General features: G+C 65.8%; 19 protein-coding genes and 1 pseudogene. 12 read left to right on the top strand and 8 right to left on the bottom strand.

The annotated features are described in order from the left end of the window. Positions 1 to 499 precede the first annotated feature (499 nt). Positions 500 to 1,207: a glutathione S-transferase N-terminal domain-containing protein gene (locus QWY76_RS18235; protein WP_290312920.1), complete on the top strand. Its 708-nt coding sequence runs from the start codon at positions 500 to 502 to the stop codon at positions 1,205 to 1,207. 169 nt (positions 1,208 to 1,376) lie between these two features. Next, positions 1,377 to 1,727, top strand: a complete 351-nt coding sequence (locus QWY76_RS18230) for a phasin family protein (protein ID WP_290312919.1) — start codon at positions 1,377 to 1,379, stop codon at positions 1,725 to 1,727. Between the two features lie 108 nt (positions 1,728 to 1,835). Here QWY76_RS18230 and QWY76_RS18225 read toward each other — a convergent pair whose 3' ends face one another. Then, positions 1,836 to 2,459, bottom strand: a complete 624-nt coding sequence (locus QWY76_RS18225) for a phosphoribosyltransferase (RefSeq protein ID WP_290312918.1) — start codon at positions 2,457 to 2,459, stop codon at positions 1,836 to 1,838. A 122-nt stretch (positions 2,460 to 2,581) separates the two neighbouring features. Beyond that, positions 2,582 to 3,106, bottom strand: coding sequence for a 2-oxo-4-hydroxy-4-carboxy-5-ureidoimidazoline decarboxylase (uraD, locus tag QWY76_RS18220; protein ID WP_290312917.1), 525 nt, complete (start codon positions 3,104 to 3,106; stop codon positions 2,582 to 2,584). 205 nt (positions 3,107 to 3,311) lie between these two features. Between uraD and uraH the strand changes: the two genes are divergently transcribed. The 3 genes from uraH to QWY76_RS18205 all read left to right on the top strand — a co-directional run bounded on the left by uraH (position 3,312) and on the right by QWY76_RS18205 (position 6,016). Beyond that, positions 3,312 to 3,665 (top strand): hydroxyisourate hydrolase, encoded by a 354-nt coding sequence (gene uraH, locus QWY76_RS18215; RefSeq protein WP_290312916.1) that lies wholly within the window; start codon positions 3,312 to 3,314, stop codon positions 3,663 to 3,665. A 223-nt stretch (positions 3,666 to 3,888) separates the two neighbouring features. Next, entirely contained in the window at positions 3,889 to 5,151 is a 1,263-nt protein-coding gene (locus QWY76_RS18210; protein ID WP_290312915.1) for a urate hydroxylase PuuD, read from the top strand. Between the two features lie 124 nt (positions 5,152 to 5,275). Beyond that, positions 5,276 to 6,016 (top strand): GntR family transcriptional regulator, encoded by a 741-nt coding sequence (locus tag QWY76_RS18205; RefSeq protein WP_290312914.1) that lies wholly within the window; start codon positions 5,276 to 5,278, stop codon positions 6,014 to 6,016. Positions 6,017 to 6,135: 119 nt separating this feature from the next. Here the strand turns inward: QWY76_RS18205 and QWY76_RS18200 are convergent, their stop codons facing one another. The 4 genes from QWY76_RS18200 to QWY76_RS18185 all read right to left on the bottom strand — a co-directional run bounded on the left by QWY76_RS18200 (position 6,136) and on the right by QWY76_RS18185 (position 11,018). After that, a complete protein-coding gene (locus tag QWY76_RS18200) occupies positions 6,136 to 7,017 on the bottom strand; it encodes a MurR/RpiR family transcriptional regulator (protein WP_290312912.1) in 882 nt (293 codons plus the stop codon). 186 nt (positions 7,018 to 7,203) lie between these two features. Beyond that, positions 7,204 to 8,664 (bottom strand): NCS1 family nucleobase:cation symporter-1, encoded by a 1,461-nt coding sequence (locus tag QWY76_RS18195; RefSeq protein ID WP_290312910.1) that lies wholly within the window; start codon positions 8,662 to 8,664, stop codon positions 7,204 to 7,206. 92 nt (positions 8,665 to 8,756) lie between these two features. Continuing rightward, positions 8,757 to 10,133: an NCS1 family transporter gene (locus tag QWY76_RS18190; protein WP_290312906.1), complete on the bottom strand. Its 1,377-nt coding sequence runs from the start codon at positions 10,131 to 10,133 to the stop codon at positions 8,757 to 8,759. A gap of 138 nt (positions 10,134 to 10,271) precedes the next feature. Then, a complete protein-coding gene (locus QWY76_RS18185; RefSeq protein ID WP_290312904.1) occupies positions 10,272 to 11,018 on the bottom strand; it encodes an aspartate/glutamate racemase family protein in 747 nt (248 codons plus the stop codon). A 454-nt stretch (positions 11,019 to 11,472) separates the two neighbouring features. Here QWY76_RS18185 and QWY76_RS18180 point away from each other — a divergent pair, with 454 nt between their 5' ends. Together QWY76_RS18180 and puuE are read left to right on the top strand one after the other, a co-directional pair. Then, positions 11,473 to 12,132 (top strand): aspartate/glutamate racemase family protein, encoded by a 660-nt coding sequence (locus QWY76_RS18180; RefSeq protein ID WP_290312902.1) that lies wholly within the window; start codon positions 11,473 to 11,475, stop codon positions 12,130 to 12,132. A gap of 111 nt (positions 12,133 to 12,243) precedes the next feature. After that, the gene (puuE, locus tag QWY76_RS18175; RefSeq protein ID WP_290312900.1) at positions 12,244 to 13,182 is read left to right on the top strand and encodes an allantoinase PuuE; all 939 of its coding nucleotides are present in this window, start codon (positions 12,244 to 12,246) and stop codon (positions 13,180 to 13,182) included. A 122-nt stretch (positions 13,183 to 13,304) separates the two neighbouring features. Here the strand turns inward: puuE and QWY76_RS18170 are convergent, their stop codons facing one another. Then, a complete protein-coding gene (locus tag QWY76_RS18170; RefSeq protein ID WP_290312898.1) occupies positions 13,305 to 14,753 on the bottom strand; it encodes a YfcC family protein in 1,449 nt (482 codons plus the stop codon). Positions 14,754 to 15,182: 429 nt separating this feature from the next. Between QWY76_RS18170 and QWY76_RS18165 the strand changes: the two genes are divergently transcribed. Both QWY76_RS18165 and QWY76_RS18160 read left to right on the top strand, forming a co-directional pair. After that, the gene (locus tag QWY76_RS18165; RefSeq protein ID WP_290312897.1) at positions 15,183 to 15,716 is read left to right on the top strand and encodes an ureidoglycolate lyase; all 534 of its coding nucleotides are present in this window, start codon (positions 15,183 to 15,185) and stop codon (positions 15,714 to 15,716) included. Next, positions 15,713 to 16,549, top strand: coding sequence for a bifunctional allantoicase/(S)-ureidoglycine aminohydrolase (locus QWY76_RS18160; RefSeq protein ID WP_290312896.1), 837 nt, complete (start codon positions 15,713 to 15,715; stop codon positions 16,547 to 16,549). The genes QWY76_RS18165 and QWY76_RS18160 overlap by 4 nt, the downstream gene beginning before the upstream one ends. Before the next feature lie 81 nt (positions 16,550 to 16,630). Here QWY76_RS18160 and QWY76_RS20140 read toward each other — a convergent pair. Next, positions 16,631 to 16,747: pseudogene (locus QWY76_RS20140) on the bottom strand (FCD domain-containing protein); the annotation flags it as partial. 299 nt (positions 16,748 to 17,046) lie between these two features. Here QWY76_RS20140 and gcl point away from each other — a divergent pair. From gcl to QWY76_RS18145, 3 genes are all read left to right on the top strand, one after another. Further along, a complete protein-coding gene (gene gcl / locus QWY76_RS18155; protein WP_290312895.1) occupies positions 17,047 to 18,822 on the top strand; it encodes a glyoxylate carboligase in 1,776 nt (591 codons plus the stop codon). Between the two features lie 91 nt (positions 18,823 to 18,913). Continuing rightward, a complete protein-coding gene (hyi, locus tag QWY76_RS18150; RefSeq protein ID WP_290312893.1) occupies positions 18,914 to 19,690 on the top strand; it encodes a hydroxypyruvate isomerase in 777 nt (258 codons plus the stop codon). A 293-nt stretch (positions 19,691 to 19,983) separates the two neighbouring features. After that, positions 19,984 to 20,871 (top strand): 2-hydroxy-3-oxopropionate reductase, encoded by an 888-nt coding sequence (locus QWY76_RS18145; protein WP_290312892.1) that lies wholly within the window; start codon positions 19,984 to 19,986, stop codon positions 20,869 to 20,871. Positions 20,872 to 21,211 lie beyond the last annotated feature (340 nt).

The raw sequence follows: 21,211 nt of genomic DNA, 5'->3' as shown, positions 1-21,211 counted from the left end.
ATGGGGTCAAAGGTATGGAAATGTCTTCCATAAAAATGGAAGGGAGTCCGGTCATCTCGCCGCGGCACCGCGGCAGTCGGCGGGCCGGCATGGCCCCGCCGATCGGCGGGGACGAGCCTCAGCTCAGCCGCCGCAGGGGAGTGAAGGCGAGAAGCGTCAGGAGAGTGTCGGGCATCGGTAGCGGTTCCTCATCGATGATGATGGCATCGGCCGCCAGCAGAGGCGGCATGGACGAACCTTACGTCCAGACGCCGCGCCTGACCATTCATGGTAAATTGGTATGACCAATATTCTTTGTGCCGATGTGTCCTGCGCACCTCCCTTTGAATCATTGTAATTCAATGAGTTGCTGGGTGGTTGGCGAGTCCTGTTGGCAGCGAGGCGGGAACGGAGGTTATACCAATGGACAAGAGGCGGGGAGATGGCGGGGCGATGGCGGCGGCCGGCAAGGCCTGGCACTATCGGAGTGATCTTCTCTCACCGGATGCAAGGAGTCGGTATGACACGCGTGCTCTATGACCTCTGCGGCATCGACGAACGGCTGCGTTTCTCCCCCTACTGCTGGCGCGTGCGCTACGCCCTGGCCCACAAGGGGCTCGACGTCGAGACCCGCCCCTGGCACTTCACCGACAAGCAGGCGCTGGCCTTCGCCGACCACGACAAGGTGCCGGTCCTCGTCGACGGCGATGAGGTGGTCACCGACAGCTACGCGATCCTGGGCTACCTGGATCGCGTCTATCCCGAGGCACCGCTGCTCGGTGACGACCTGGCCGAGGCCCGGGGGCGCTTCTTCAAGCACTATGCCGAGCGCGCCCTGGCGCCGGCCATGATGCGCACCATCATCATGGACCTGTTCAATGCCGTGCATCCCGATGACCGCGGCTACTTTCGCGAATCCCGCGAGACGCGTTTCGGGCGTACCCTCGAGGAGTTCCACTCCCCGGCCAGGGGCCTGGCCCAGCTCGACGCGGCCCTCGCCCCGTTGCGCGGTCGCCTCGAAGAGGCCGATTTCCTGGATGGCGAGGCCCCCGCCGGTGCCGACTATCTGGTGTTCGGCTTCTTCATGTGGGCGCGCTGCGTGTCCAGCGCCGACCTGATCTCCAATGCCGACCCGGTCCATGCCTGGGTCGAGCGCATGCTCGACCTGCACGACGGCCTCGGCCGCCGGGCCATGCGCGTGACCGACATCGAGGGTGCCTATCGCTGACTCCCCGCCACGTCCTGCTCGCGACGGCGCCCGGCCCCGGTCGGGCGGCGTCGTGACGGACGAGACAAAAAAGCTGGTCGCAGGATGTTGCGATGCACAAAACGGCCTGCTATGTTGCAATGCAACACGGGCGCTTGGCCCGGTATCCCCACCATCACGGAGGTGTGCGATGAGCAAGGCAACGACCGACAAGACCACCGAGCAGTTCGAGTCTCTCTTTGTGCAACCCGTGCGGTCCTATGCCGCACTGAACCTCGAGTATGCCGAGAAGCTGATGTCCACCCAGTTCGACTCGGCACGCGCCCTGACCGACCTGGGCCTGGCCCAGGCGCGCGGCTGGCTCGAGGTCAAGGATGCCGATGGCGTCAAGAAGGCCATGGAAGGGCAGCAGAAGGCCTTCCAGGACCTCGGCGAGCGCGTCAAGAGCGACTCCGAGGCGCTGATGACCCTCGGCCAGGAGTACGTCCAGAAAGGGCAGAAGCTGGTCGAGGAGCAGGTCAAGGCCGCCCGCGCCAGCTGACCTCCCGAGGCACTGCAAGCAAGGGGCCTTTTGCCGGGCCTTGCGGGTCATCGCCTGACGGCGGTGGCCCGTTTTTTTGTGGCGAACGTTCGCCGCGACCGCCGGCGTTCAGCCGTGCTCGGTGCCCAGTAGCCGGATCACCTCGTCGTCGCTGACCTGCCCGAAGTCGGCGAAGAACTGGCCGACGGCGCCGAAGTTGGCTGGGGCGAGCAGGCACACCACCTCGTCGGCGAGCCGCTCCAGGCGCGCCACGGTCTCCGGGGGGGCCGCCCCCATGGCGGCGATCAGCCGGGCCGGATGGCGGGGGCGCAGGCTGGCCAGGGCGGTGGCCATGGTGGCACCGGTGGCGCTGCCGTCGTCGACCACGACCACGATCCGTCCGGCGGGATCGATGGGGGCGCGCACCGGCGTATAGCGACGGCGACGCTCCTCGATCAGCGCCTGTTGGGTCTCGATCTCCCGGCTGATGGCCGACTCCGGATAATGGTCGGCCGCCGGCTCGAGCTGCACGCGGCCCTGTTCGCCGACCGCGCCGATGGCGTACTCCGGGTTGCCCGGGGCGCCGATCTTGCGCACCAGCACCACGTCCAGTTCCCCCTCCAGTTCGTCGGCGATCAGCCGGCCCATGGGCACTCCTCCTCGGGGAATGGCCAGGATAAGCGGGTCTCGTCCTCGCAGGTGCGAAAGGCGTCGTACCAGTCCCTCGGCAGCTTCCTGTCGATCGCGGAACATCGTGGCATCCCCTCGTGCAGACCGTCTCACTGATCAGTGTAGACGCGACGGAACCTGCCCCGGGACTGCCGTCGGGCGGCGGCCCGCGGTCGAGGCGGTCCGCCGGCGTGGGCCGCGCGGGGTCAGACCGCCCGGTCCTCCAGCCGCAAGCCGGCGATGCGATTGATCTGCTCGATGGCGGTGCGGCGCTCCTCGGCCGGGTCATTCTCCAGGCGCGTCGCGAAGGCCGCGAGGATGGCGTGCCGGTCGCTGCCCTTGACCGCCATCACGAAGGGAAAACCGAACTTGGCCTTGTAGTCGGCATTGAGACGTTCGAAGCGCGCCATCTCCTCGGGCGTGCACTGGTCGAGTCCCGCGCCGGCCTGTTCCCGGGTGGAATCATCGGTGAGTTCGCCGGCGATGGCCGTCTTGCCGGCCAGGTCGGGGTGGGCACGGATGACGTCGAGCTGGCGCTCGGCGCTCGCCTCCCGCAGCACCCGGCCCATGGCCTCGCCCAGCCCCTGGGGGCTGTCCTGGGCGCTGTCGAGGCCCCGCTCCCAGGCGAGTTCGGCTACCCAGGGCGAGTGTTCGTAGATGTCGCCGTAGTGCGCGACGAAGTCGGCCCGGCCCAGCTCGCTGGGCCGCGGGGAAAGCGTCTTGCTGCTCATGGTCTGGTCTCCTTGCTGAGCGGTTGCCACCTGCGGTGTCAGGGTAGCGACAAAAGTGTATACAATAAAGTCTTTGATATGTACTCTATTTGGAGCTAAAACTGTTCTTAACAGGATGGCGCTCGTCTCGGCGGGCGCGACCACCGGAAGACACTCCCGCCGGACCTCTCGCCGGGGCCGGCATCGACGACAGAGGAGAAACGTGATGGGACGCCTGACGACACATGTGCTGGATACCTCCCTCGGCTGCCCGGGACAGGGCATTCGCATCGAGGTCTATCGCCTCGGGGGCGATGGCCGAGAGCGCCTGACCGAGGTCGTCACCAACGACGACGGTCGCTGCGATGCGCCCATCCTCGAGGGCGAGGCCTTCACCCCCGGTGAATATGAACTGGTCTTCCATGCCGGAGACTACCTGGACCGCCAGGGCGTGGCCGGCGACACGCCACGCTTCCTCGACGTGATCCCGTTGCGCTTCGGCGTCGCCGATGCCGGCCAGCACTATCACGTGCCGCTGCTGCTGTCGCCGTACAGCTATTCCACTTACCGTGGCAGCTGAAGGGAACACTGATTTATTGCTGCGCTCGATATCCTGGTCGCCGGCGGTACTCGTACGCGAGCCCGGTCAACATCCTCATTTACCGCCCTGTAAACTCCGGTGATTCCGTTCCGGCGGCGGCCAGACTAGGCGTCCCCGCCTCTCATCGCTCGCGACATGAATCAGTCGTTCCCTCATCCCCGAACCGAGACAACAATCGCACAATTCCAACGAGGCCTGACCGATGGAAGCCTACTTTCTGGACTTCGCCAACCTCCTGCTGAGGTGGCTGCACGTGATCGCCGCCGTGGCCTGGATCGGCGAGTCGATCTATTTTGTGATGCTGGACAATGGCCTGCGCCCGCCCAAGGCGGCCGAGGACAAGCAGAAGGGCGTGTTCGGCGAGATGTGGGCGGTGCATGGCGGTGGCTTCTACCACAACCAGAAGTACGCCAGCGCCCCGGAGAAACTCCCCGAGGACCTGCACTGGTCGTTCTGGAAGGCCTACACGACCTGGCTCTCCGGCTTCGGCCTGTTCGTGCTGCTGTACATGGCCAACCCCGGCTTCTACCTGGTCAACTCGGGCAGCGACTGGGCATGGGCCGCCAATCTGAGTGGCTGGCAGGCCAACGTGGTGGCCCTGCTGTTCCTGCTCTCGGGCTGGGTGATCTACAACGAGATGTGCAAGCGCATCAGCCCCAACATGGAGCGTGATGGCCTGCTGAGCCTGGCCGTGGCGGTGATGATGGTGGGGGTGGCCTACCTGAGCACCCAGATCTTCGCCGGACGCGCCGCCTTCCTGCTCACCGGCGCGGTGATGGCCACCGCCATGTCGGCGAACGTGTTCTTCTGGATCATTCCGGGCCAGCGCCGCATGGTGAAGGCCATGAAGGCCGGCGAGACCCCCAACCCCATCGACGGCAAGCGCGGCAAGCAGCGCTCGGTGCACAACACCTACTTCACGCTGCCGGTGGTGCTGCTGATGCTCAGCAATCACTACTCCTTCACCTACACCCATGAGCTGTCCTGGGTGATCATGTCGCTGTTCATCTTCGCCGGCGCCCTGATCCGCCAGTTCTTCGTGCTGATGCACGCTGGCCATCTCAAGCCCGCCTACCCGGCGGCGGGGGTCGCCCTGATCCTGGTGGCGGTGTGGATCGGCGCGCCCACCGCGGGTAACGCCACGGCCACGGCCGCCGCCACGGCCAGCACCGAGGCCGCCGGGGGCGAGGCGCTGCCGGCCGACAGCGAGACGGTGGCCCAGGGCGGGGCGCTCGAGGAGGTGCATGCCATCATCACCGAACGCTGCGTGTCCTGCCATGCCCAGAACCCCGAGCATGCCGGCTTCTCGGCGGCACCGGCCGGGGTGATCCTCGAGACCCAGGACCAACTGCTGCGCCAGGCCGACCAGGTCAAGCAGGTGATCGCCAGCGGTTACATGCCGCTTGGCAACATCACCCAGATGACCGACGAGGAGCGTGCGGAGATCGCCGCCTGGGCCCCGTGAGCTGACGGCGAGTCGCCACCCCCGCTGACCACCGCCCGCCTTTTTGGCGGGCGGTGGTCGTGTCGGGCAGCGGAAAGCGTATACAATGAGCGGCATACAGGGTTATCACGGAGGCGAGCAGTCCATGAACCAGCGTCAGCTCGTTGCCGGGGGCAAGTCCAGCGACGGCGGCGGTCGCCCCGGCAAGAACGGCGACGGCGCCGAGCGTCACGAGACGATCTACCAGTCGATCAGCGATGCCATCATCGAGCATCGCCTCAAGCCCGGTGCGCGGCTGCGCGAGGATGCCCTGGCCGAGGTCTTCGGCATCAGCCGGACCGGCATCCGCAAGATCCTCCAGCGCCTGGCTATGGAGCAGCTGGTCACCCTGACGCCCCGCCGCGGCGCCAGCGTGACGCGGCCCACCGCCGACGAGGCCAAGGATGTCTTCGATGCCCGGCAGATGGTCGAGTGCGGCCTGATGCCCGAGGTGGCCAGGCGCATCACCGCCGAGGATGCCCAGTCACTGCGCGAACTGGCGGTGCGTGAGCGCGAGGCCCTCCGGGCCGGCGAGCAGAGCGTCGCCATCAAGCTCTCCGCGGCCTTCCATGGCCGCCTGGCGCGGATCTCCGGCAACGCCACCCTGGCGGCCTTCGTCGAACGCCTGTGTTCGCGCTCCTCGCTGATCCTGGCAGTGTACGGCAACGCCGGCCACCTGGGCTGTGAATCCCACGACCACGACGACCTGGTGGGCTACCTGGTGAGCGGCAACGGCGAGCGTGCCCAGGCCTTCATGAGCCGCCACCTCAAGGCCATCGAGGCCTCGCTGTCCATTCACGTGGAAGAGGACGAGGCCCCGGACCTGTTCGAGATCTTCTCGGGCTGAATTGCCGAACCATTCCCTCCGCCCGGGGGCGTCCTTGCCCTCGCCGCAAGCCGTCGGCGCTGACCCTGGAGGCTGCCGCGTGCCGTCCTCGCCAGGGGAAGCTGGCCGGAGCGGTCGCCTCAGTCGTCGAAGTCTCCCATCTTCTCGTGGGCGATCTCGATGTCCTCCAGGCGAACGCGGCCCGACTTGCCGGTCAGTCGCACCGCCTGGACGCTGAGGTAGTGGATGAGCCCCATGGGACCGACATAGCTGTGGAAGAGGAAGCTGCTCGAGATGTCGCAGCGCAGCGTCCAGGTGGCGACGGGTTTCTTGTCACCGGCCAGGGAGTCGGTCAGATAGAGCACGGGCATCCCGCGTTCGTGGGCGGCCTGCATGACGCGCTCTAGCTCCGGGACCCGGCGACGCATCCCCACCGCGATCAGCAGATCATCTTCTCCAAACTCCGTGACATGCTCACCGAATGTTTCTCCGGGATGGGGGAGCAGGTGGACCTGCTGCCGGAACTGAATGAACTGCCAACGCGCATAGGCGGCCATGAAATAGCTGTTTCGAAAGCCGACCAGCCAGATGCGTCGCGCCTCGACGATGCGTTGCAGGGCGGCCTCGATATCCGCCTCATTCAGTTGCTCGAAGGTTCGCGTCAGGGCCGCGACATGATCGTCCAGGAAGGCCTGCTTTTCGGAGGGCAGTGGCGACGAGTCCTGTTGACGCTCGTGCAGATAGATCGGTGAGCCCCACTGCTTGATGTCGCGGACCAGGCGGCGAGCCTCCTCGAAGTTGGTAAAGCCTAACCGCTTGAAGAGCCGTGAGGCCGCAGCCTTGGACACACCGGCAAGCTTGGCCAGTTCCGTGGCGGTATAGGCCGATAGCTCGCCCGGGAAATCGAGGATCAGCTCGGCGAGCTTGCGTTCGCTGGAGGGGAGCTCGGAGAGATGTTCCTGGATCCTTGCCTCCAGGGAGCGGGGTCTTTCCGGGGCGGTCGAGGCCTTTTCGTTCATCATCGGTCTTCCTGGCAGCGAGGCGGTGCGGCGCGTCTTGCGGTTGCCGCGGAAGACGGCATCACGCCCCTTGTTGTCTCAACCTAACACAGCAGCGCCGCCCCTGAAATTTCAATTTCAGGGGCGGCGGCCAACGTGGCTGTCAGCTTGGCTCTGTTTTGCCGCGCACCTCGGGCGAACGGACTGGCCTCATTCCGCCAGGCGAGCGCCTTGCGCTGCGGTGCCGTGGCCACGCATCAGCAGGTAGTAGAAGAGCCCACCCAGGGCGGCGCCGATCAGCCAGGCATAGCCGCCGAGCGCCTCGAGCGCCGGGACCCACACCGAGGAGATCGAGAACAGCGCGGCCAGGGCGAAGGCGCCGATGGCCCGCTTGTTCCAGCCCTTGACGTAGTGGTAGGCCCCGTCGGGGTCGGCGGTGAACATGTCCTGGATGTTCAGGTGCTGGCGCTTCACCAGGTAGTAGTCCACCACGATGATGCCGTAGAAGGGCGCCACGATGGCCCCCAGGGCATTGACGAAGCCGGCGATGCCGATCTGGCTGATCACCGAGACCCACAGCGCCCCGACGAAGAAAGCCACCACGGCGGTGATCAGCCCACCGATCTTGAAGCTGATCTTGCCCGGGAAGAGGTTGGCCAGGTCGTAGGCCGGAGGAATGAAGTTGGCGACCAGGTTGATGCCCACGGTGGCGGCGAAGAAGGTGATCGCCGCGATCAGCGTCAAGGGCAGGGAGTCGACCCGCTCGATGATGTCCGAGGGGTTGGTCAGGGTCTCGCCGAACAGCGCCAGGGTGCCGGCGGTGATGATCAGGGCGATGAAGGAGAAGAAGGCCACGTTGAGCGGCAGACCCAGCAGGTTGCCGAGCTTCATCTGCTTTTCGCTCTTCACGAAGCGCGAGAAGTCGCCGAAGTTGATCACCACGGCGGCGAAGTAGGCGATCATGGTGCCGGTGATCGCCAGGAAGGCGGTCAGGGCGCTGCCTTCATACTCGCTGCTGCCGCTGAAGATGGTGCTCACCGCGGGCAGCAGCTCGCTGCCGGCCTGGAACCAGACGATGATCATCAGCGCCACCATCACCACATAGACCATGGGGCCGGCCCAGTTGAGGAAGTGCTTGATCTTGTCGATGCCTTGCCAGAACAGCGCCATCTGGAAGATCCAGACGATCACGAAGGACACCCAGCCCACGGCGGACATGCCCAGCCAGGATCCGCCGGGGTCGCCGATCAGCGCGGTGATCAGCAGTGCCACTGCCGTGGAGGCGAAGTAGGTCTGCACCCCGTACCAGAAGATGCCGATGATGGCCCGCAGCATGGCCGGGAAATTGGCCCCGCGCACCCCCATGCTGGAGCGGATCATCACCGGGAAGGGCACGCCGTACTTGACGCTCGGCTTGCCGGTCAGGTTGACCAGCCACATCACCACGACGCCGGCGAGGATGATCGCCGCCATCACCGCCCAGCCGTTGAGGCCGTAGGAGATGAACAGCGAGGCCGCCAGGGTGTAGCCGAACAGGCTCTGGATGTCGTTCGACCAGACATTGAAGATCTCGAACCAGCCCCAGTTGCGATCGCGGTGCTTGATCGGCGCCAGGTCCTCGTTGTAGAGGGTCGGGTCTCGATGCTGGATCTCCAGCTCGTTTTCCATCATGGGGTTCGCCCGTCTTGTCGTTGTGTGAAGGCCCTCCCGCGAGGGGAGGGCCGGAGGAGCGAGGTGACGCCGTCACCCTGAAGCCTAGGACCTCAGCTGCAGAACCGCTGGCAGGGGGCCCAGGTCTTCATCAGCAGCAGATAGGTCAGGCCGGCCGGGATCAGGCTGGCGTACCAGGACACCGCGGAGAAGCTCAGTGCCGCGACGATGCCCACGACGGTGGCGACCAGGGCGGCCGGATTGACGCCACGATAGGGCCCGTTCTCGTCATACAGCTTGCCGAGGTCGAGGGTGCGGCGCCGGATCAGGAAATAGTCCACCACCAGGACGGCGAAGATCGGGCCGAGGAAGGCGGAGTAGGTCTGCACGAACAGTTGCAGGCCGGCAGCGGAGTCCGGCTGCACCAGTTTCCAGGGGAAGGTGGCGAAGGCCAGCAGGCCGACGATCACGGTGGCCACCTGGAACTTCATCTTGAATACGTCCATCAGCACATAGGTCGGCGGCACCACGTTGTTGAGCACGTTGGTGGTGACCTGGGCGAAGGCGATGAACAGCAGGGTGGTCATCAGCAGCGGGGTGTTGTCCACGGCATTGGCAAACACCTGGATGGGGTCGGCGGTGCCGGTGGCCTCGGAGACCATGAAACCGATCAGGCCCATGAACAGGGTGCAGGGCAGGATCGACATGGCGTAGATGGTGGTCAGCAGGCCCGTGCCGGTGCCCTTCTTGTGCTCGCGGGCATAGTCGCTGACGTTGAGCATCATGGTGCTGTAGATGCCCAGGAACAGCATGGTGGCACCCCAGAACGGCATGCCCCAGGAGCCTTCCATGGTCAGCAGGCTGGCGGAGAGTTCGTCGCCATAGCGCTGCACCGTGGCGTAGAACATGTAGACCAGCGAGGCGAGGATGAAGGCACTGCCGATGTTCTCCAGCCACTTGATGCCCTGGAAGCCCATCACCGACAGGCCGATCTGCAGGAACTGGAAGGTGATGAAGTAGAAGATCAGGTTGTCGAAGCCGAACAGGGTCGCCGAGACCATGTTCAGGGCGCCGGCACCGATCCAGCTCTGGAAGCCGTACCAGACGATGGCGGGTACGGCGCGCACCAGCCCCGGCAGTCGGGTGCCGGAGAAGCCGAAGGCGCTGCGGGCCTGGACCATGAAGGGGATGCCGTACTTGTAGCCGGCGGCGCCGTTCAGGGCCAGGGCGATACCGATCACGAAGCAGCCGATGGCGATGGCCAGGGTGGCCTGGACCAGGTTCAGGGTGCCGACCACGCTGGAGCCCATGGCGAAGGTGCCGATGGAGACGCAGCCGCCGAACCAGGCCAGGAAGTAGGAGGCCCGCCCCATGATACGGGTCTGCTGGGGCGCCAGGGACTCCTGGCCGGGTGCCTTGTGGCCCGAGATGGCCTCCGGAGGAGCCGTGCCGGCCTGGGTGGCCGGGTGGTGGGGAGTGGAGTTGCTCATCGTCGTGTCCTCGCAAGTGTCTGCTTGACTTGTGGTTATCTCCGGGGCCAGGCCCTGGAGGTCGCTTGCGGCTTGGCGTGCGCCTGTGGCGTCTTGTGGTTATGGGTTTCAGGAAGAACTACGTAGAAAGCGTGTCGGTCAACGGACGGGCTGCAGATTCGAGAAACGCTTGAACTCGCCGGTAAAGGACTTGGGCCGGGGGAAGGCCAGGTCGCCGTACTTGCTGGTGCCGAGTCCCAGGCCGACCAGCGCCTCGCTGAGCTTGACCGCCGCGGTCACGCCCTCGACCACCGGCAGCCCCACGGCCTCGCCGATCTCGTCGGTGAGGTCGGCCATGCCGCCGCAGCCCAGCACGATGGCGCCGATGCCGTCCTCGTCGCGGGCCCGGCGGCTCTCGTCGATGATCCGGGAGAGAGCGGCATCGGCGTCGTCCTCGAGGTCGAGCACCGGGATCTCGGCGGCCCGTACCCGACGACAGTGATGACGGAAGCCGTATTGCTCGAGCAGGTGCTCGGCGATGATGCCGGTGCGCCCGAGGGTGGTGACCACCGAGAAGCGGGTGCTGATCAGGGTGGCCATATGGAAGGCGGCCTCGGCGATGCCGATCACCGGGGCCCGGGTCAGCTCGCGCGCCGCCAGCAGGCCGGGGTCACCGAAGCAGGCGATGATATAGGCATCCATCCCGTCGCGTTCGCCGGCCATGACCTCCTCGAGCACGCCCACGGCGCTGATGGCCTCGTCGAAGTGGCTCTCGATGGAGACCGGGCCATGGGCCGGTTGGGTGGCGGTGATGCGTGTGCCGGGGGCGGCGACCCGATGAGCGGCGGCGCCGATGGTGTCGGTCATGCCGCGGGTGGTGTTGGGGTTGATGATGCGGATTTGCATGCGGACTCCCGTGGGTGGGTTGTTGTTGTGAACAAAAAACAAATCCTTTGTACACAAAGTAGGCGTAGGTCTCGTTGAAATCAAGCGCGTGCTGTTTGCCGGGTCGTTGGCTAAAAGAGATTTAAAACAACTGCTTGAGTTTTTATTAGGATTTTGTTTGGTCGTCATTTTGTGTATACATAAACTGAGAACATTTTGTCATTTATATTGTCGGCATTAGTGTTCTGTTTGTGTACGCGTTCCGTAAGGGCGGCCAGGTGTGTGGTGAAAGACGCCCGCTCCTGGCAGGGAGGCGCCGGACGGAAGGAAATCATCCTCTGTCATGGCCATCGCTCGTGGGCAGGGCAACACCTGTGGCAGAGGGGGCGCGAAGGGGCCACGGCGGAAGGATTGATTTTTTGTATACAAGGGGCGAGTCTAGAGTGACGGTATCGTGACTCGCAGGAGGACAGCGATGCGCCTGTTGATGCTCAACGGCAATACCAACACCGCCATGACCGACGCCATGGCCTCACGGGCCAGGGCCTTTCTCGGGAGTGCGGTCGCGATCCGCGCCGAGACGGTGGGGCAGGGCGTGCCCTATATCGCCTCTCGGCGGGATTGTGCCCTGGCCGCGGGTGCCCTGGTGGCCAGTCTCGAGGGCCGTGCCGATGTCGATCACGACGCCGTGCTGCTGGCCTGCTTCGGCGAACCCGGGCTCGCCGCTGCCCGGGAGGCCTGCTCGGTGCCTGTCACCGGCATGCTGGAGGCCTCGGTGCTGTGCGCCCTGCAGTTGGGGGCTCGCTTCTCGATCGTCACGCCCGGGCGGCGCTGGCCGCGCATGATCGAGGACGTGCTGCACGCGATGGGGGCATCGCGTCGCTGCCTGGGGATCTCCGCCGTGGATATCGATGATCTGTCCCTCCCCGTGCAGCGTGACCAGGCCCGGGCGCGGCTCCAGGCGGCGGTGGCCGATCAGCAGGCCCGGCTCGCCCCGGATGCCATCATCGTCGGCGGTGCCGCCTTGGCCGGCCTGGCTGCCGACCTGGAGGTAGGCCCGGGCTGCCGGCTGGTGGACTCCCTGGACGCCGCCCTGGCGCAGAGCCTGGCGCTGATGCGCCTGGCGAAGGGCTGAATGCCCCTTGAACAAGGAGTGGGTACACTCTATTCTTTTCCTGTATACAGTTTGTCGCTCGCCAAGCCTCAGGGCCGTCGAGCGCTCTCAGAACAAGAAGGATGCACCGCCATGACCTCACCGACCCGCAACGACTATCCCCGCGATCTGATCGGCTATGGAGCCACTCCCCCCCAGGCCAACTGGCCGGGCAAGGCGAGGATCGCCGTCCAGTTCGTGCTCAACTACGAGGAGGGCGGCGAGAATTGCGTGCTCCATGGCGACAGCGGCTCCGAGCAGTTCCTGTCCGAGATCATCGGCGCCGAGGCCTACCCCGATCGCCACCTGAGCATGGAGTCCATCTACGAGTATGGCGCCCGGGCAGGGGTGTGGCGGATCCTGCGCGAGTTCGAGCGCCGCGGCCTGCCGCTGACCGTGTTCGGTGTGGCCATGGCGCTGCAGCGACATCCCGAGGTGGCCCAGGCCTTCAAGGAACTCGGCCACGAGATCGCCTGCCACGGCTATCGCTGGATCCACTATCAGCAGGTGCCCGAGCACATCGAGCGCGAGCACATGCAACGGGCCATCGAGATCTTCGAGTCGCTCTACGGCGAGAAGCCGCTGGGCTGGTACACGGGGCGCGACAGCCCCAATACCCGACGCCTGGTGCTCGACGAGGGCAGCTTCCTCTACGACAGCGACTACTACGGCGACGACCTGCCGTTCTGGACTCGCGAGACCGACAGCCAGGGCCAGTCACGGTCGCACCTGGTGGTACCCTACACCCTGGACACCAACGACATGCGCTTCGCCGCGCCCCAGGGATTCAATACCGCGGATCACTTCTTCACCTATCTGCGTGACGCTTTCGACGTCCTCTACGCGGAAGGCGAGGACACCCCCAGGATGCTCTCGGTGGGCATGCATTGCCGGCTGCTCGGTCGCCCCGGCCGCTTCCGGGCGCTGCAGCGCTTCCTCGACCATATCGAGGCCCACGATCGCGTCTGGGTGACGCGGCGGGTGGACATCGCCCGTCACTGGGCCGAGCACCACCCGGCATCGCAGGGCTGAGGCGAGCCCGGGTGGCAGTCCTGATGGCTCGCACAACGACAGGCGCCGTGCCCTGTGCCCGAGGGGGAGTCGGGCATCGGGCACGGCGCCTGGCGGAGACTGTCAGCCGGTGGCGGGGACGCTCAGCCGACCCATTGCGTGGCCTGGGCAAAGGCCAGGAAGCAAAGCGAGATCAGTACCCAGACGCAGAACAGCGGGAAGAAGAACTTGACCCACTTCTGCCAGGGCACCCCGGCGATGGCCAGCGTGGCCATGAAGTAGCCGGAGGTCGGGTAGAGGATGTTGCCGATGCCGTCACCCAACTGGTAGGCCAGTACCGCGGTCTGGCGCGTGACGCCGATCAGGTCGGCGAGCGGCGCCATGATCGGCATGGTCACCAGGGCCTGTCCGCTGCCCGAAGGCACCACGAAGTTGAAGCCGAGCTGGGCGAAGTACATGCCGATGGCCGACAGCAGGGTGGGCAGTTCGCCGACCAGGTTGCCCAGGCCATAGACCAGGGTGTCCATGATCTGGCCATCCTCGAGTACCACGGCGACGCCGCGTGCCACGCCGGCGATCATCGCCCCCACCTGCACATCGCGGAAGCCCTTGTTGAAGCCCTCGCAGATATCCTCGGTGGACAGGCCGGCGATCAGGCCGACGACGATCCCCATGATGATGAACAGGCCGGCCATCTCCATCATGAACCAGCCCTGAGCCAGCACGCCGTAGACCAGCAGGGCGAGGAAGGCAAAGGTGGCGAGTGCGGCCCATTTCTGGCGAACGTTGGCGACCAGCGCCCCCTCGTCGGCGGCATGCTGGAAGTGGGTACGCTTCTCGGCCTCGGTGGCATCATCGGCCATCAGGCTGAGCTCGGGGCTGCGGCGCACCTTCCGCGCATAGCGCATGACGAAGAAGATGCCGGCGCCCAGCACGGCGGCGAAGGCCAGGGCGCGCAGGCCGAAGCCGGAGTAGAGCGGCAGATTGGACAGTTGCTGACCGAGCCCCGTGTTGATGGGGTTGAGAATGCCGGTAGTGAAGCCGGCGGTGGTGGCGCACAGCGCCACGGCGGCGGCGGTCACCGAGTCGAAGCGCAGGGCGATCATCAGCGGCAGGATGACCGGCACATAGACCAGGGCCAGTTCCTGGGTGCCGATGATCGTGGCGATGACGGCGAACACGCTCATCAGCACGGGGATCAGCAGCAGGCTCTGGTTGGCGAACTTGCGGCTCAGCTTGTCGACGCCGATCTCGATGATGCCCGTGCGGTGCAGCACCATGAACATGCCGCCGATCATGAAGGTGAAGAATACCACCTGGCCGGCGCTCATCAGGCCGTTGGGTATCGCCAGCATGAAGTCGACCAGCCCGACCGGCGTCGACTCGACGAACTGGAAGGACTCGGCGTCGATGGTGATACGCCCATTGGGGCCAGGGATGCGTTCATATACGCCGGCCGGCACGAAATAGGTGGCGATCGACGCCAGCGCAATGAAGACGAACAGGATCACATAGATATGGGGGATCTGGAACGCGCCCTTGTGCTTCTGGACGCTTGCCGGAGTTTCGCCGGTCTGAGGGTGGTGAGACATACGGGACCTCGGGTTGTTGTTGGTCTGCGACGAGCCGTGCCGATGTGCTGATCATCGGGTGGGCTGGGGGCTTCGGGTCGGCGCCGGGCGTGATGACGGAAACTCGTGTTTCACTCATCAAGCGTTCCCTTTATTCGCCTCGGCCTCTGCGGGGGTGGGGGTGTCGGCTGCGTGTCTACCTCGCTGCGTGGTCGTTCCGTATTGAGTGAAGACTATTGTGGAAAAAAATTCCACAATTGTTTTTTCACAGTATCGTCTATATTGAAATTCTAGTTTCGGCGGTTAAGATGATGGTCCCGGATAGCCGGAAGGTCAATCCCTGACCTTTGCAGGGCGCCGTGACACCTCGAGGCCTCGGCGCCACGGGCAGGTCGTCCCGACCGTCTCACCATTCCCGGGAGGGGGAATCCCTCCCCGACAGGAGGTTGCATGCTCGAACTCGAGGCCCGTTCCCTGAGCCCGGAGGCCTTCGCGCCCTTCGGCGACGTGATCGATACGCGCACGTCCGACTACTTCCACATCAACGCCGGCCGCACCCGGCGCTACCACGACCTGGCCAGGGTCGAGACCCTCGGTGACCAGGCCCGGGCGCTGATCAGCATCTTCGTCAGTCAGCCGGTCGAGGTGCCGCTCGAGCTGACCTTCCTGGAACGCCATCCCCAGGGCAGCCAGGCCTTCGTGCCGCTGCACGAGGAGCGCTTCCTGGTGGTGGTGGCGCCCCCCGGCGAGACCATCGAGCCGAGCGAGGTGCGCGCCTTCGTCACCGACGGCCGCCAGGGCGTGAATTACCGCGCCGGCACCTGGCACGCCATCCAGTCGGTACTGGAACGCGAAGGCGAGTTCCTGGTGGTGGATCGTGGCGGCGAGGGCAACAACTGCGACGAGTTCCCCATCGATATTCGCGTGACCCTGCCGCACGGCGAGGCCGTCACGCCCCACAAGGAACAAGAGGAAACCCCATGAGCCAGCGTCAGTACTATGCCCCCCAGGGTGGTCATCCGAGCCAGAAGGTGATGACCACCGACCGCGCCATGTTCACCGAGGCCTTCGCGGTCATCCCCAAGGGGGTCTATCGCGACATCGTCGCCAGCAAGCTGCCCCACTGGGAGAACACCCGACTCTGGGTGCTGTCCCGCCCGCTGTCCGGCTTCGCCGAGACCTTCTCCCAGTACATCATGGAGGTCTCGCCCGGCGGCGGCAGCGAGCGTCCCGAGACCGACGCCGGCGCCGAGGGCGTGCTCTTCGTGGTCGAGGGCGAGATGCTGCTGACCCTGGCCGGCGAGAAGCACCGCATGCTGCCGGGCGGCTACGCCTTCATTCCGCCGGGCGCCGACTGGCAGCTGCGCAACGAGGCCGATGCCCCGGTACGCTTCCACTGGATCCGCAAGGCCTACGAATTCGTCGACGGCCTCGAGGTACCCGAGGCCTTCGTGGTCAACGAGAACGACATCGAGCCCTCGGTCATGCCGGACTGCAACGAGGTGTGGGCGACCACGCGCTTCGTCGACCCGGACGACCTGCGCCACGACATGCACGTCAACATCGTGACCTTCCAGCCCGGCGGCGTGATTCCCTTCGACGAGACTCACGTCATGGAGCACGGCCTCTACGTGCTCGAGGGCAAGGCGGTCTATCACCTCAATCAGCAGTGGGTCGAGGTCGAGGCCGGCGACTACATGTGGCTGCGCGCCTTCTGCCCGCAGGCCTGCTATGCGGGCGGGCCGGGCCCCTTCCGCTACCTGCTCTACAAGGACGTCAACCGGCATATGGCGCTGCCCTTCAGCAAGCGCCGCTGATCGGCTACGGCACGGCAACGGTACGCAACGACACCCGCCCTCCGGCGGGTGTCGTCGTTCATGGAGAGAGGAGAGGCGTCGTCAGCCGCGATTGATATCGGTGATGGATTCGCCGGTGTGCTGGACGTGGTCGGCCAGCAGTCGCCGGGCACGCTCGCCGTCCCGGGCCTTCAATGCCTCGAGGATGGCGCGGTGCTCGTCGGTGGACGCCTGTCAGCGGCGAGATGGTCCTGCGGCTCGCCCGCTGAGATTGCATACGAGCGTTTCACCATCGGGCCATTGCCTACCCCCTGCGGGGATTGCCTCGGCTCCTTGTGGTTGAATTTTCGGTAAATTTTTCCATTTACCCAAGGTGTTGTTATGCCTTGGGTATTTTTTTGCCTGCTATCAACTGGAAATGTTTTCCAGAAAATGTTGACGGCGGTTCCGGGGTGGGTCTAGTCTCTGTATACAGAAATATTTTCCAAAGAATAACAGCCACCACTGGAGGAACCGCCATGGCTCGCATGACCGCTGCGGAAGCTGCCGTTCACGTGCTGCGCAAGGAAGGCATCGAGGTCGCCTTCGGGCTGCCCGGCGCCGCCATCAATCCCTTCTACGCCGCCATGCGCAAGGTCGGCGGCGTGGATCACGTGCTGGCGCGCCATGTCGAGGGTGCCTCGCACATGGCCGAGGGCTACACCCGCACCCAGCCGGGCAACATCGGCGTGTGCATCGGCACCTCCGGCCCGGCGGGGACCGACATGATCACCGGGCTGTACTCGGCCTCCGCCGACTCCATCCCGATCCTGTGCATCACCGGCCAGGCGCCGGTCAGCAAGCTGCACAAGGAGGACTTCCAGGCGGTGGATATCCAGGCCATCGCCGGGCCGGTCACCAAGTGGGCCATCACCGTGCGGGAGCCGGCCCAGGTGCCGCGTGCCTTCCAGCAGGCCTTCCAGATCATGCGCAGCTCGCGCCCGGGCCCGGTGCTGCTCGACCTGCCCATCGACGTGCAGATGACCGAGATCGAGTTCGACCCGGACACCTACGAGCCGCTGCCGGCCTACAAGCCGACCGCCAGCCGCGCCCAGATCGAGAAGGCGCTGGGCATGCTCAACGAGGCCGACAAGCCGTTGCTGGTGGCCGGGGGCGGCATCATCAACGCCGACGCCAGCGACCTGCTCACCGAGTTCGCCGAGCTCACCGGCGTGCCGGTCATCCCGACCCTGATGGGCTGGGGCACCATCCCCGACGATCACGAATTGATGGCGGGCATGGTCGGCCTGCAGACCTCGCATCGCTACGGCAACGCGACCCTGCTCGAGTCCGACTTCGTGATGGGCATCGGCAACCGCTGGGCCAACCGTCACACCGGCACGCTGGACACCTACACCGAGGGTCGCAAGTTCGTCCACGTGGACATCGAGCCGACCCAGATCGGCCGCATCTTCGGCCCGGACTATGGCATCGTCTCCGACGCCAAGGCGGCGCTCGAGCTGTTCGTCGAGGTGGCCAGGGAGTGGCAGGCCGAGGGCAAGCTCAAGGATCGCCGCGCCTGGGCCGAGGAGTGCCAGGAGCGCAAGCGCACCCTGCTGCGCAAGACCCACTTCGACAACGTGCCGGTCAAGCCGCAGCGCGTGTACGAGGAGATGAACAAGGCGTTCGGAAAGAACACCCGCTACGTCAGCACCATCGGCCTGTCGCAGATCGCCGGCGCCCAGTTCCTGCACGTCTACAAGCCGCGCCACTGGATCAACTGCGGTCAGGCGGGGCCGCTGGGCTGGACCATCCCGGCCGCCCTCGGGGTGCGTCGCGCCGATCCCGAGACCGATATCGTCGCGCTGTCCGGTGACTATGACTTCCAGTTCATGGTCGAGGAACTGGCCGTGGGCGCGCAGTTCAACCTGCCCTACATCCACGTGCTGGTGAACAACTCCTACCTGGGGCTGATCCGCCAGGCCCAGCGCGGCTTCGAGATGGACTACCAGGTGCAGCTGTCGTTCGAGAACATCAACTGCCCGGAGATCAACGGCTATGGCGTGGACCACGTCTCCGTGGTCGAGGGGCTGGGCTGCAAGGCGATCCGTGTCACCGAGCCCGACCAGATCGGTCCGGCCTTCGCCGAGGCCCGCGAGCTGATGAAGCAGTACCGCGTGCCGGTGGTGGTCGAGGTGATCCTGGAGCGCGTGACCAACATCTCCATGGGCACCGACCTGGCCGGCATCAACGAGTTCGAGGCACTGGCCGAGAACGTGGCCGACGCCCCGAGCTCCATCGCCGCCCTGCGCTGAGGACGGCTGCCGTCCGGCCGTCGGTGGGGACCGGCGGCCGGGCGGCCCGAGACGCACGCTGACATACACGAGAAGACACAGGGAGATTCACATGGCCAAGTTTGCCGCCAATCTCAGCATGCTGTTCACCGAGGTCGACTTCCTCGACCGCTTCCAGGCCGCCGCCGCGGCCGGCTTCAAGGGCGTGGAGTACCTATTTCCGTACGACTTCGAGGCCGCCGAGATCAAGCGGCGCCTCGACGACAATGGCCTGACCCAGGTGCTGTTCAACCTGCCGGCCGGCGACTGGGGCGCCGGCGAGCGCGGCATCGCCTGTCACCCGGACCGCGTCGAGGAGTTCCGCGCCGGCGTCGACCGTGCCATCGAGTACGCCCGGGTCCTGGGCAACACCCAGGTCAACTGCCTGGCCGGCATCCAGCCCGAGGGCGTCAGCGACGCCGAGGCCCGCCAGACCCTGGTCGACAACCTGCGCTTCGCCGCCGACAGGCTCGAGGCCGCCGGCATCCTGCTGATCGCCGAGCCGATCAATACCCGCGACATCCCGGGCTTCTTCCTCAACCGTACCGCGCAGGCCCTGGCGATCTTCGACGAGGTGGGAAGCCGAAACCTGAAGCTGCAGTACGACATCTATCACATGCAGATCATGGAAGGGGACCTGGCCCCGACCATCGAGAAGCACCTCGATCGCATCGCCCACGTGCAGCTGGCCGACAACCCGGGCCGCCACGAGCCGGGCACCGGCGAGATCAACTATCCCTTCCTGTTCGCCCACCTCGATCGCCTGGGCTACCAGGGCTGGATCGGCTGCGAGTACAAGCCCCATGCGGGCACCAGGGAAGGGCTGGGCTGGCTGGACGGCGTGCGCTGACGCCCTGGCTCTCGAGGTCCGCTTTTCCACGACAGAGACAGCACAAGATACCTGGAGCCCGTTGCCTGACTGCCCGCGATCATAGGCGCCAGAGACAGGGCGTGATCGCTAAGCGAGGGGCGCCGGGGGCAGGCCGAAGAGGAGGTCCTATGCCAGGGATGGCATCGGTAGCGCCCAGGGATGGGTTTACAGCGCCTCCTCGTAGGCCTGCCGCCGGATCAGCCCCAAGCGATGACGGCAGCTGCGGCACGCTTGAGTTCACAACGACACGAGAGACGAACAGGAGAAGAACCATGAGCAAGATCGGTTTTATCGGACTGGGCATCATGGGCCGTCCCATGGCGGGTCACCTGCTGGACGCCGGCCATGAGCTGACCACCGTCAAGCGCGGCACCCTGGACGAGACCCTGGCCTCCAAGGGCATGCAGGAGCTCGCCGACCCCAAGGCGGTCGCCGAGGCCTCCGAGGTGATCATCACCATCGTGCCGGACACCCCGGACGTCGAGCAGGTGCTGTTCGGCGAGGGCGGGGTCATCGAGGGCCTCAAGCCCGGCACCCTGGTGATCGACATGAGCTCGATTGCCCCGCTGGCCACCCAGGAGTTCGCCAAGCGCATCACCGAGGCCGGCGGCGAGTACGTCGACGCCCCGGTCTCCGGCGGCGAGGGCGGCGCCATCAACGCCGCCCTGACCATCATGGTCGGTGCCACCCAGGAAGGCTTCGAGCGCGCCCAGCCGCTGCTCGAGATCATGGGCAAGACCATCACCCATATCGGCGATCACGGCGCCGGCCAGACCTGCAAGGTGGCCAACCAGATCGTCGTCGCCCTGACCATCGAGGCCGTCTCCGAAGGGCTGCTGTTCGCCTCCCGGGCGGGAGCCGACGTGGCCAAGGTCCGCGAGTCCCTGCTCGGCGGCCTGGCCCAGTCGAAGATCCTCGACGTTCACGGCGAACGGATGATCAACCGCACCTTCGATCCGGGCTTCAAGATCCGCCTGCATCAGAAGGACCTCAACCTGGCATTGGAAGGCGCGCGTAGCCTCAACCTCGCGCTGCCCGGTACCGCCAATGCCCAGCAGCTGTTCCAGGCCTGCGTCGCCCATGGCGGCGGCGACTGGGACCACGCCGGCATCGCCCGCGCCCTGGAGCAGCTCGCCGACCACGAGATCGGCAGCCGCTGAGTCCGTGCCGCCGGCCATCATGGGTGGCCGGCGGAGGACAGGGGAGGTGACTGCTCCCTGATGGCAGGCGTCGGGTCGTCGTCTGCCTGGGTCGTCGCTTGACGGCCCCTTGCCCGGTGTCGAGTCTTCCCCTGTAGACCCCCTGGCTCGTCACCGGGCCCTTTTTCGAAGGAGACCCCCGAATGAATGCCCCTTCCCCCCTGCTTTCCCGCGAGCGGCCCGAGGCGGCGCGCGCCTGGCTGATGCGCCTGGGCGAGACCGCCGTCTCGGCCGTGCATCCCGATACGCTGCTGCCCGACCGGCTGCCCGACCCCCCGGCCGGCCGCACCCTGGTGGTAGG

This window comes from Halomonas maura (assembly GCF_030409305.1).
In the GTDB taxonomy this organism is placed as follows: Bacteria; Pseudomonadota; Gammaproteobacteria; order Pseudomonadales; family Halomonadaceae; genus Halomonas; species Halomonas maura.
Note: the sequence above shows the minus strand (reverse complement) of the source record. Positions and strands in the feature narration are given on the sequence as shown.

Excerpts from the sequence above, each read along its gene's own strand:
- QWY76_RS18185 (WP_290312904.1), bottom strand. The coding sequence starts at position 11,018 with ATGCAAATCCGCATCATCAACCCCAACACCACCCGCGGCATGACCGAC.
- QWY76_RS18225 (WP_290312918.1), bottom strand. The coding sequence starts at position 2,459 with ATGTTCCGCGATCGACAGGAAGCTGCCGAGGGACTGGTACGACGCCTT.
- QWY76_RS18160 (WP_290312896.1), top strand. The coding sequence starts at position 15,713 with ATGAGCCAGCGTCAGTACTATGCCCCCCAGGGTGGTCATCCGAGCCAG.
- QWY76_RS18165 (WP_290312897.1), top strand. The coding sequence starts at position 15,183 with ATGCTCGAACTCGAGGCCCGTTCCCTGAGCCCGGAGGCCTTCGCGCCC.
- QWY76_RS18205 (WP_290312914.1), top strand. The coding sequence starts at position 5,276 with ATGAACCAGCGTCAGCTCGTTGCCGGGGGCAAGTCCAGCGACGGCGGC.
- uraD (WP_290312917.1), bottom strand. The coding sequence starts at position 3,106 with ATGAGCAGCAAGACGCTTTCCCCGCGGCCCAGCGAGCTGGGCCGGGCC.
- hyi (WP_290312893.1), top strand. The coding sequence starts at position 18,914 with ATGGCCAAGTTTGCCGCCAATCTCAGCATGCTGTTCACCGAGGTCGAC.
- QWY76_RS18195 (WP_290312910.1), bottom strand. The coding sequence starts at position 8,664 with ATGATGGAAAACGAGCTGGAGATCCAGCATCGAGACCCGACCCTCTAC.
- QWY76_RS18230 (WP_290312919.1), top strand. The coding sequence starts at position 1,377 with ATGAGCAAGGCAACGACCGACAAGACCACCGAGCAGTTCGAGTCTCTC.
- QWY76_RS18170 (WP_290312898.1), bottom strand. The coding sequence starts at position 14,753 with ATGTCTCACCACCCTCAGACCGGCGAAACTCCGGCAAGCGTCCAGAAG.
- QWY76_RS18190 (WP_290312906.1), bottom strand. The coding sequence starts at position 10,133 with ATGAGCAACTCCACTCCCCACCACCCGGCCACCCAGGCCGGCACGGCT.
- QWY76_RS18200 (WP_290312912.1), bottom strand. The coding sequence starts at position 7,017 with ATGATGAACGAAAAGGCCTCGACCGCCCCGGAAAGACCCCGCTCCCTG.
- gcl (WP_290312895.1), top strand. The coding sequence starts at position 17,047 with ATGGCTCGCATGACCGCTGCGGAAGCTGCCGTTCACGTGCTGCGCAAG.
- puuE (WP_290312900.1), top strand. The coding sequence starts at position 12,244 with ATGACCTCACCGACCCGCAACGACTATCCCCGCGATCTGATCGGCTAT.
- QWY76_RS18145 (WP_290312892.1), top strand. The coding sequence starts at position 19,984 with ATGAGCAAGATCGGTTTTATCGGACTGGGCATCATGGGCCGTCCCATG.
- QWY76_RS18235 (WP_290312920.1), top strand. The coding sequence starts at position 500 with ATGACACGCGTGCTCTATGACCTCTGCGGCATCGACGAACGGCTGCGT.
- QWY76_RS18210 (WP_290312915.1), top strand. The coding sequence starts at position 3,889 with ATGGAAGCCTACTTTCTGGACTTCGCCAACCTCCTGCTGAGGTGGCTG.
- uraH (WP_290312916.1), top strand. The coding sequence starts at position 3,312 with ATGGGACGCCTGACGACACATGTGCTGGATACCTCCCTCGGCTGCCCG.
- QWY76_RS18180 (WP_290312902.1), top strand. The coding sequence starts at position 11,473 with ATGCGCCTGTTGATGCTCAACGGCAATACCAACACCGCCATGACCGAC.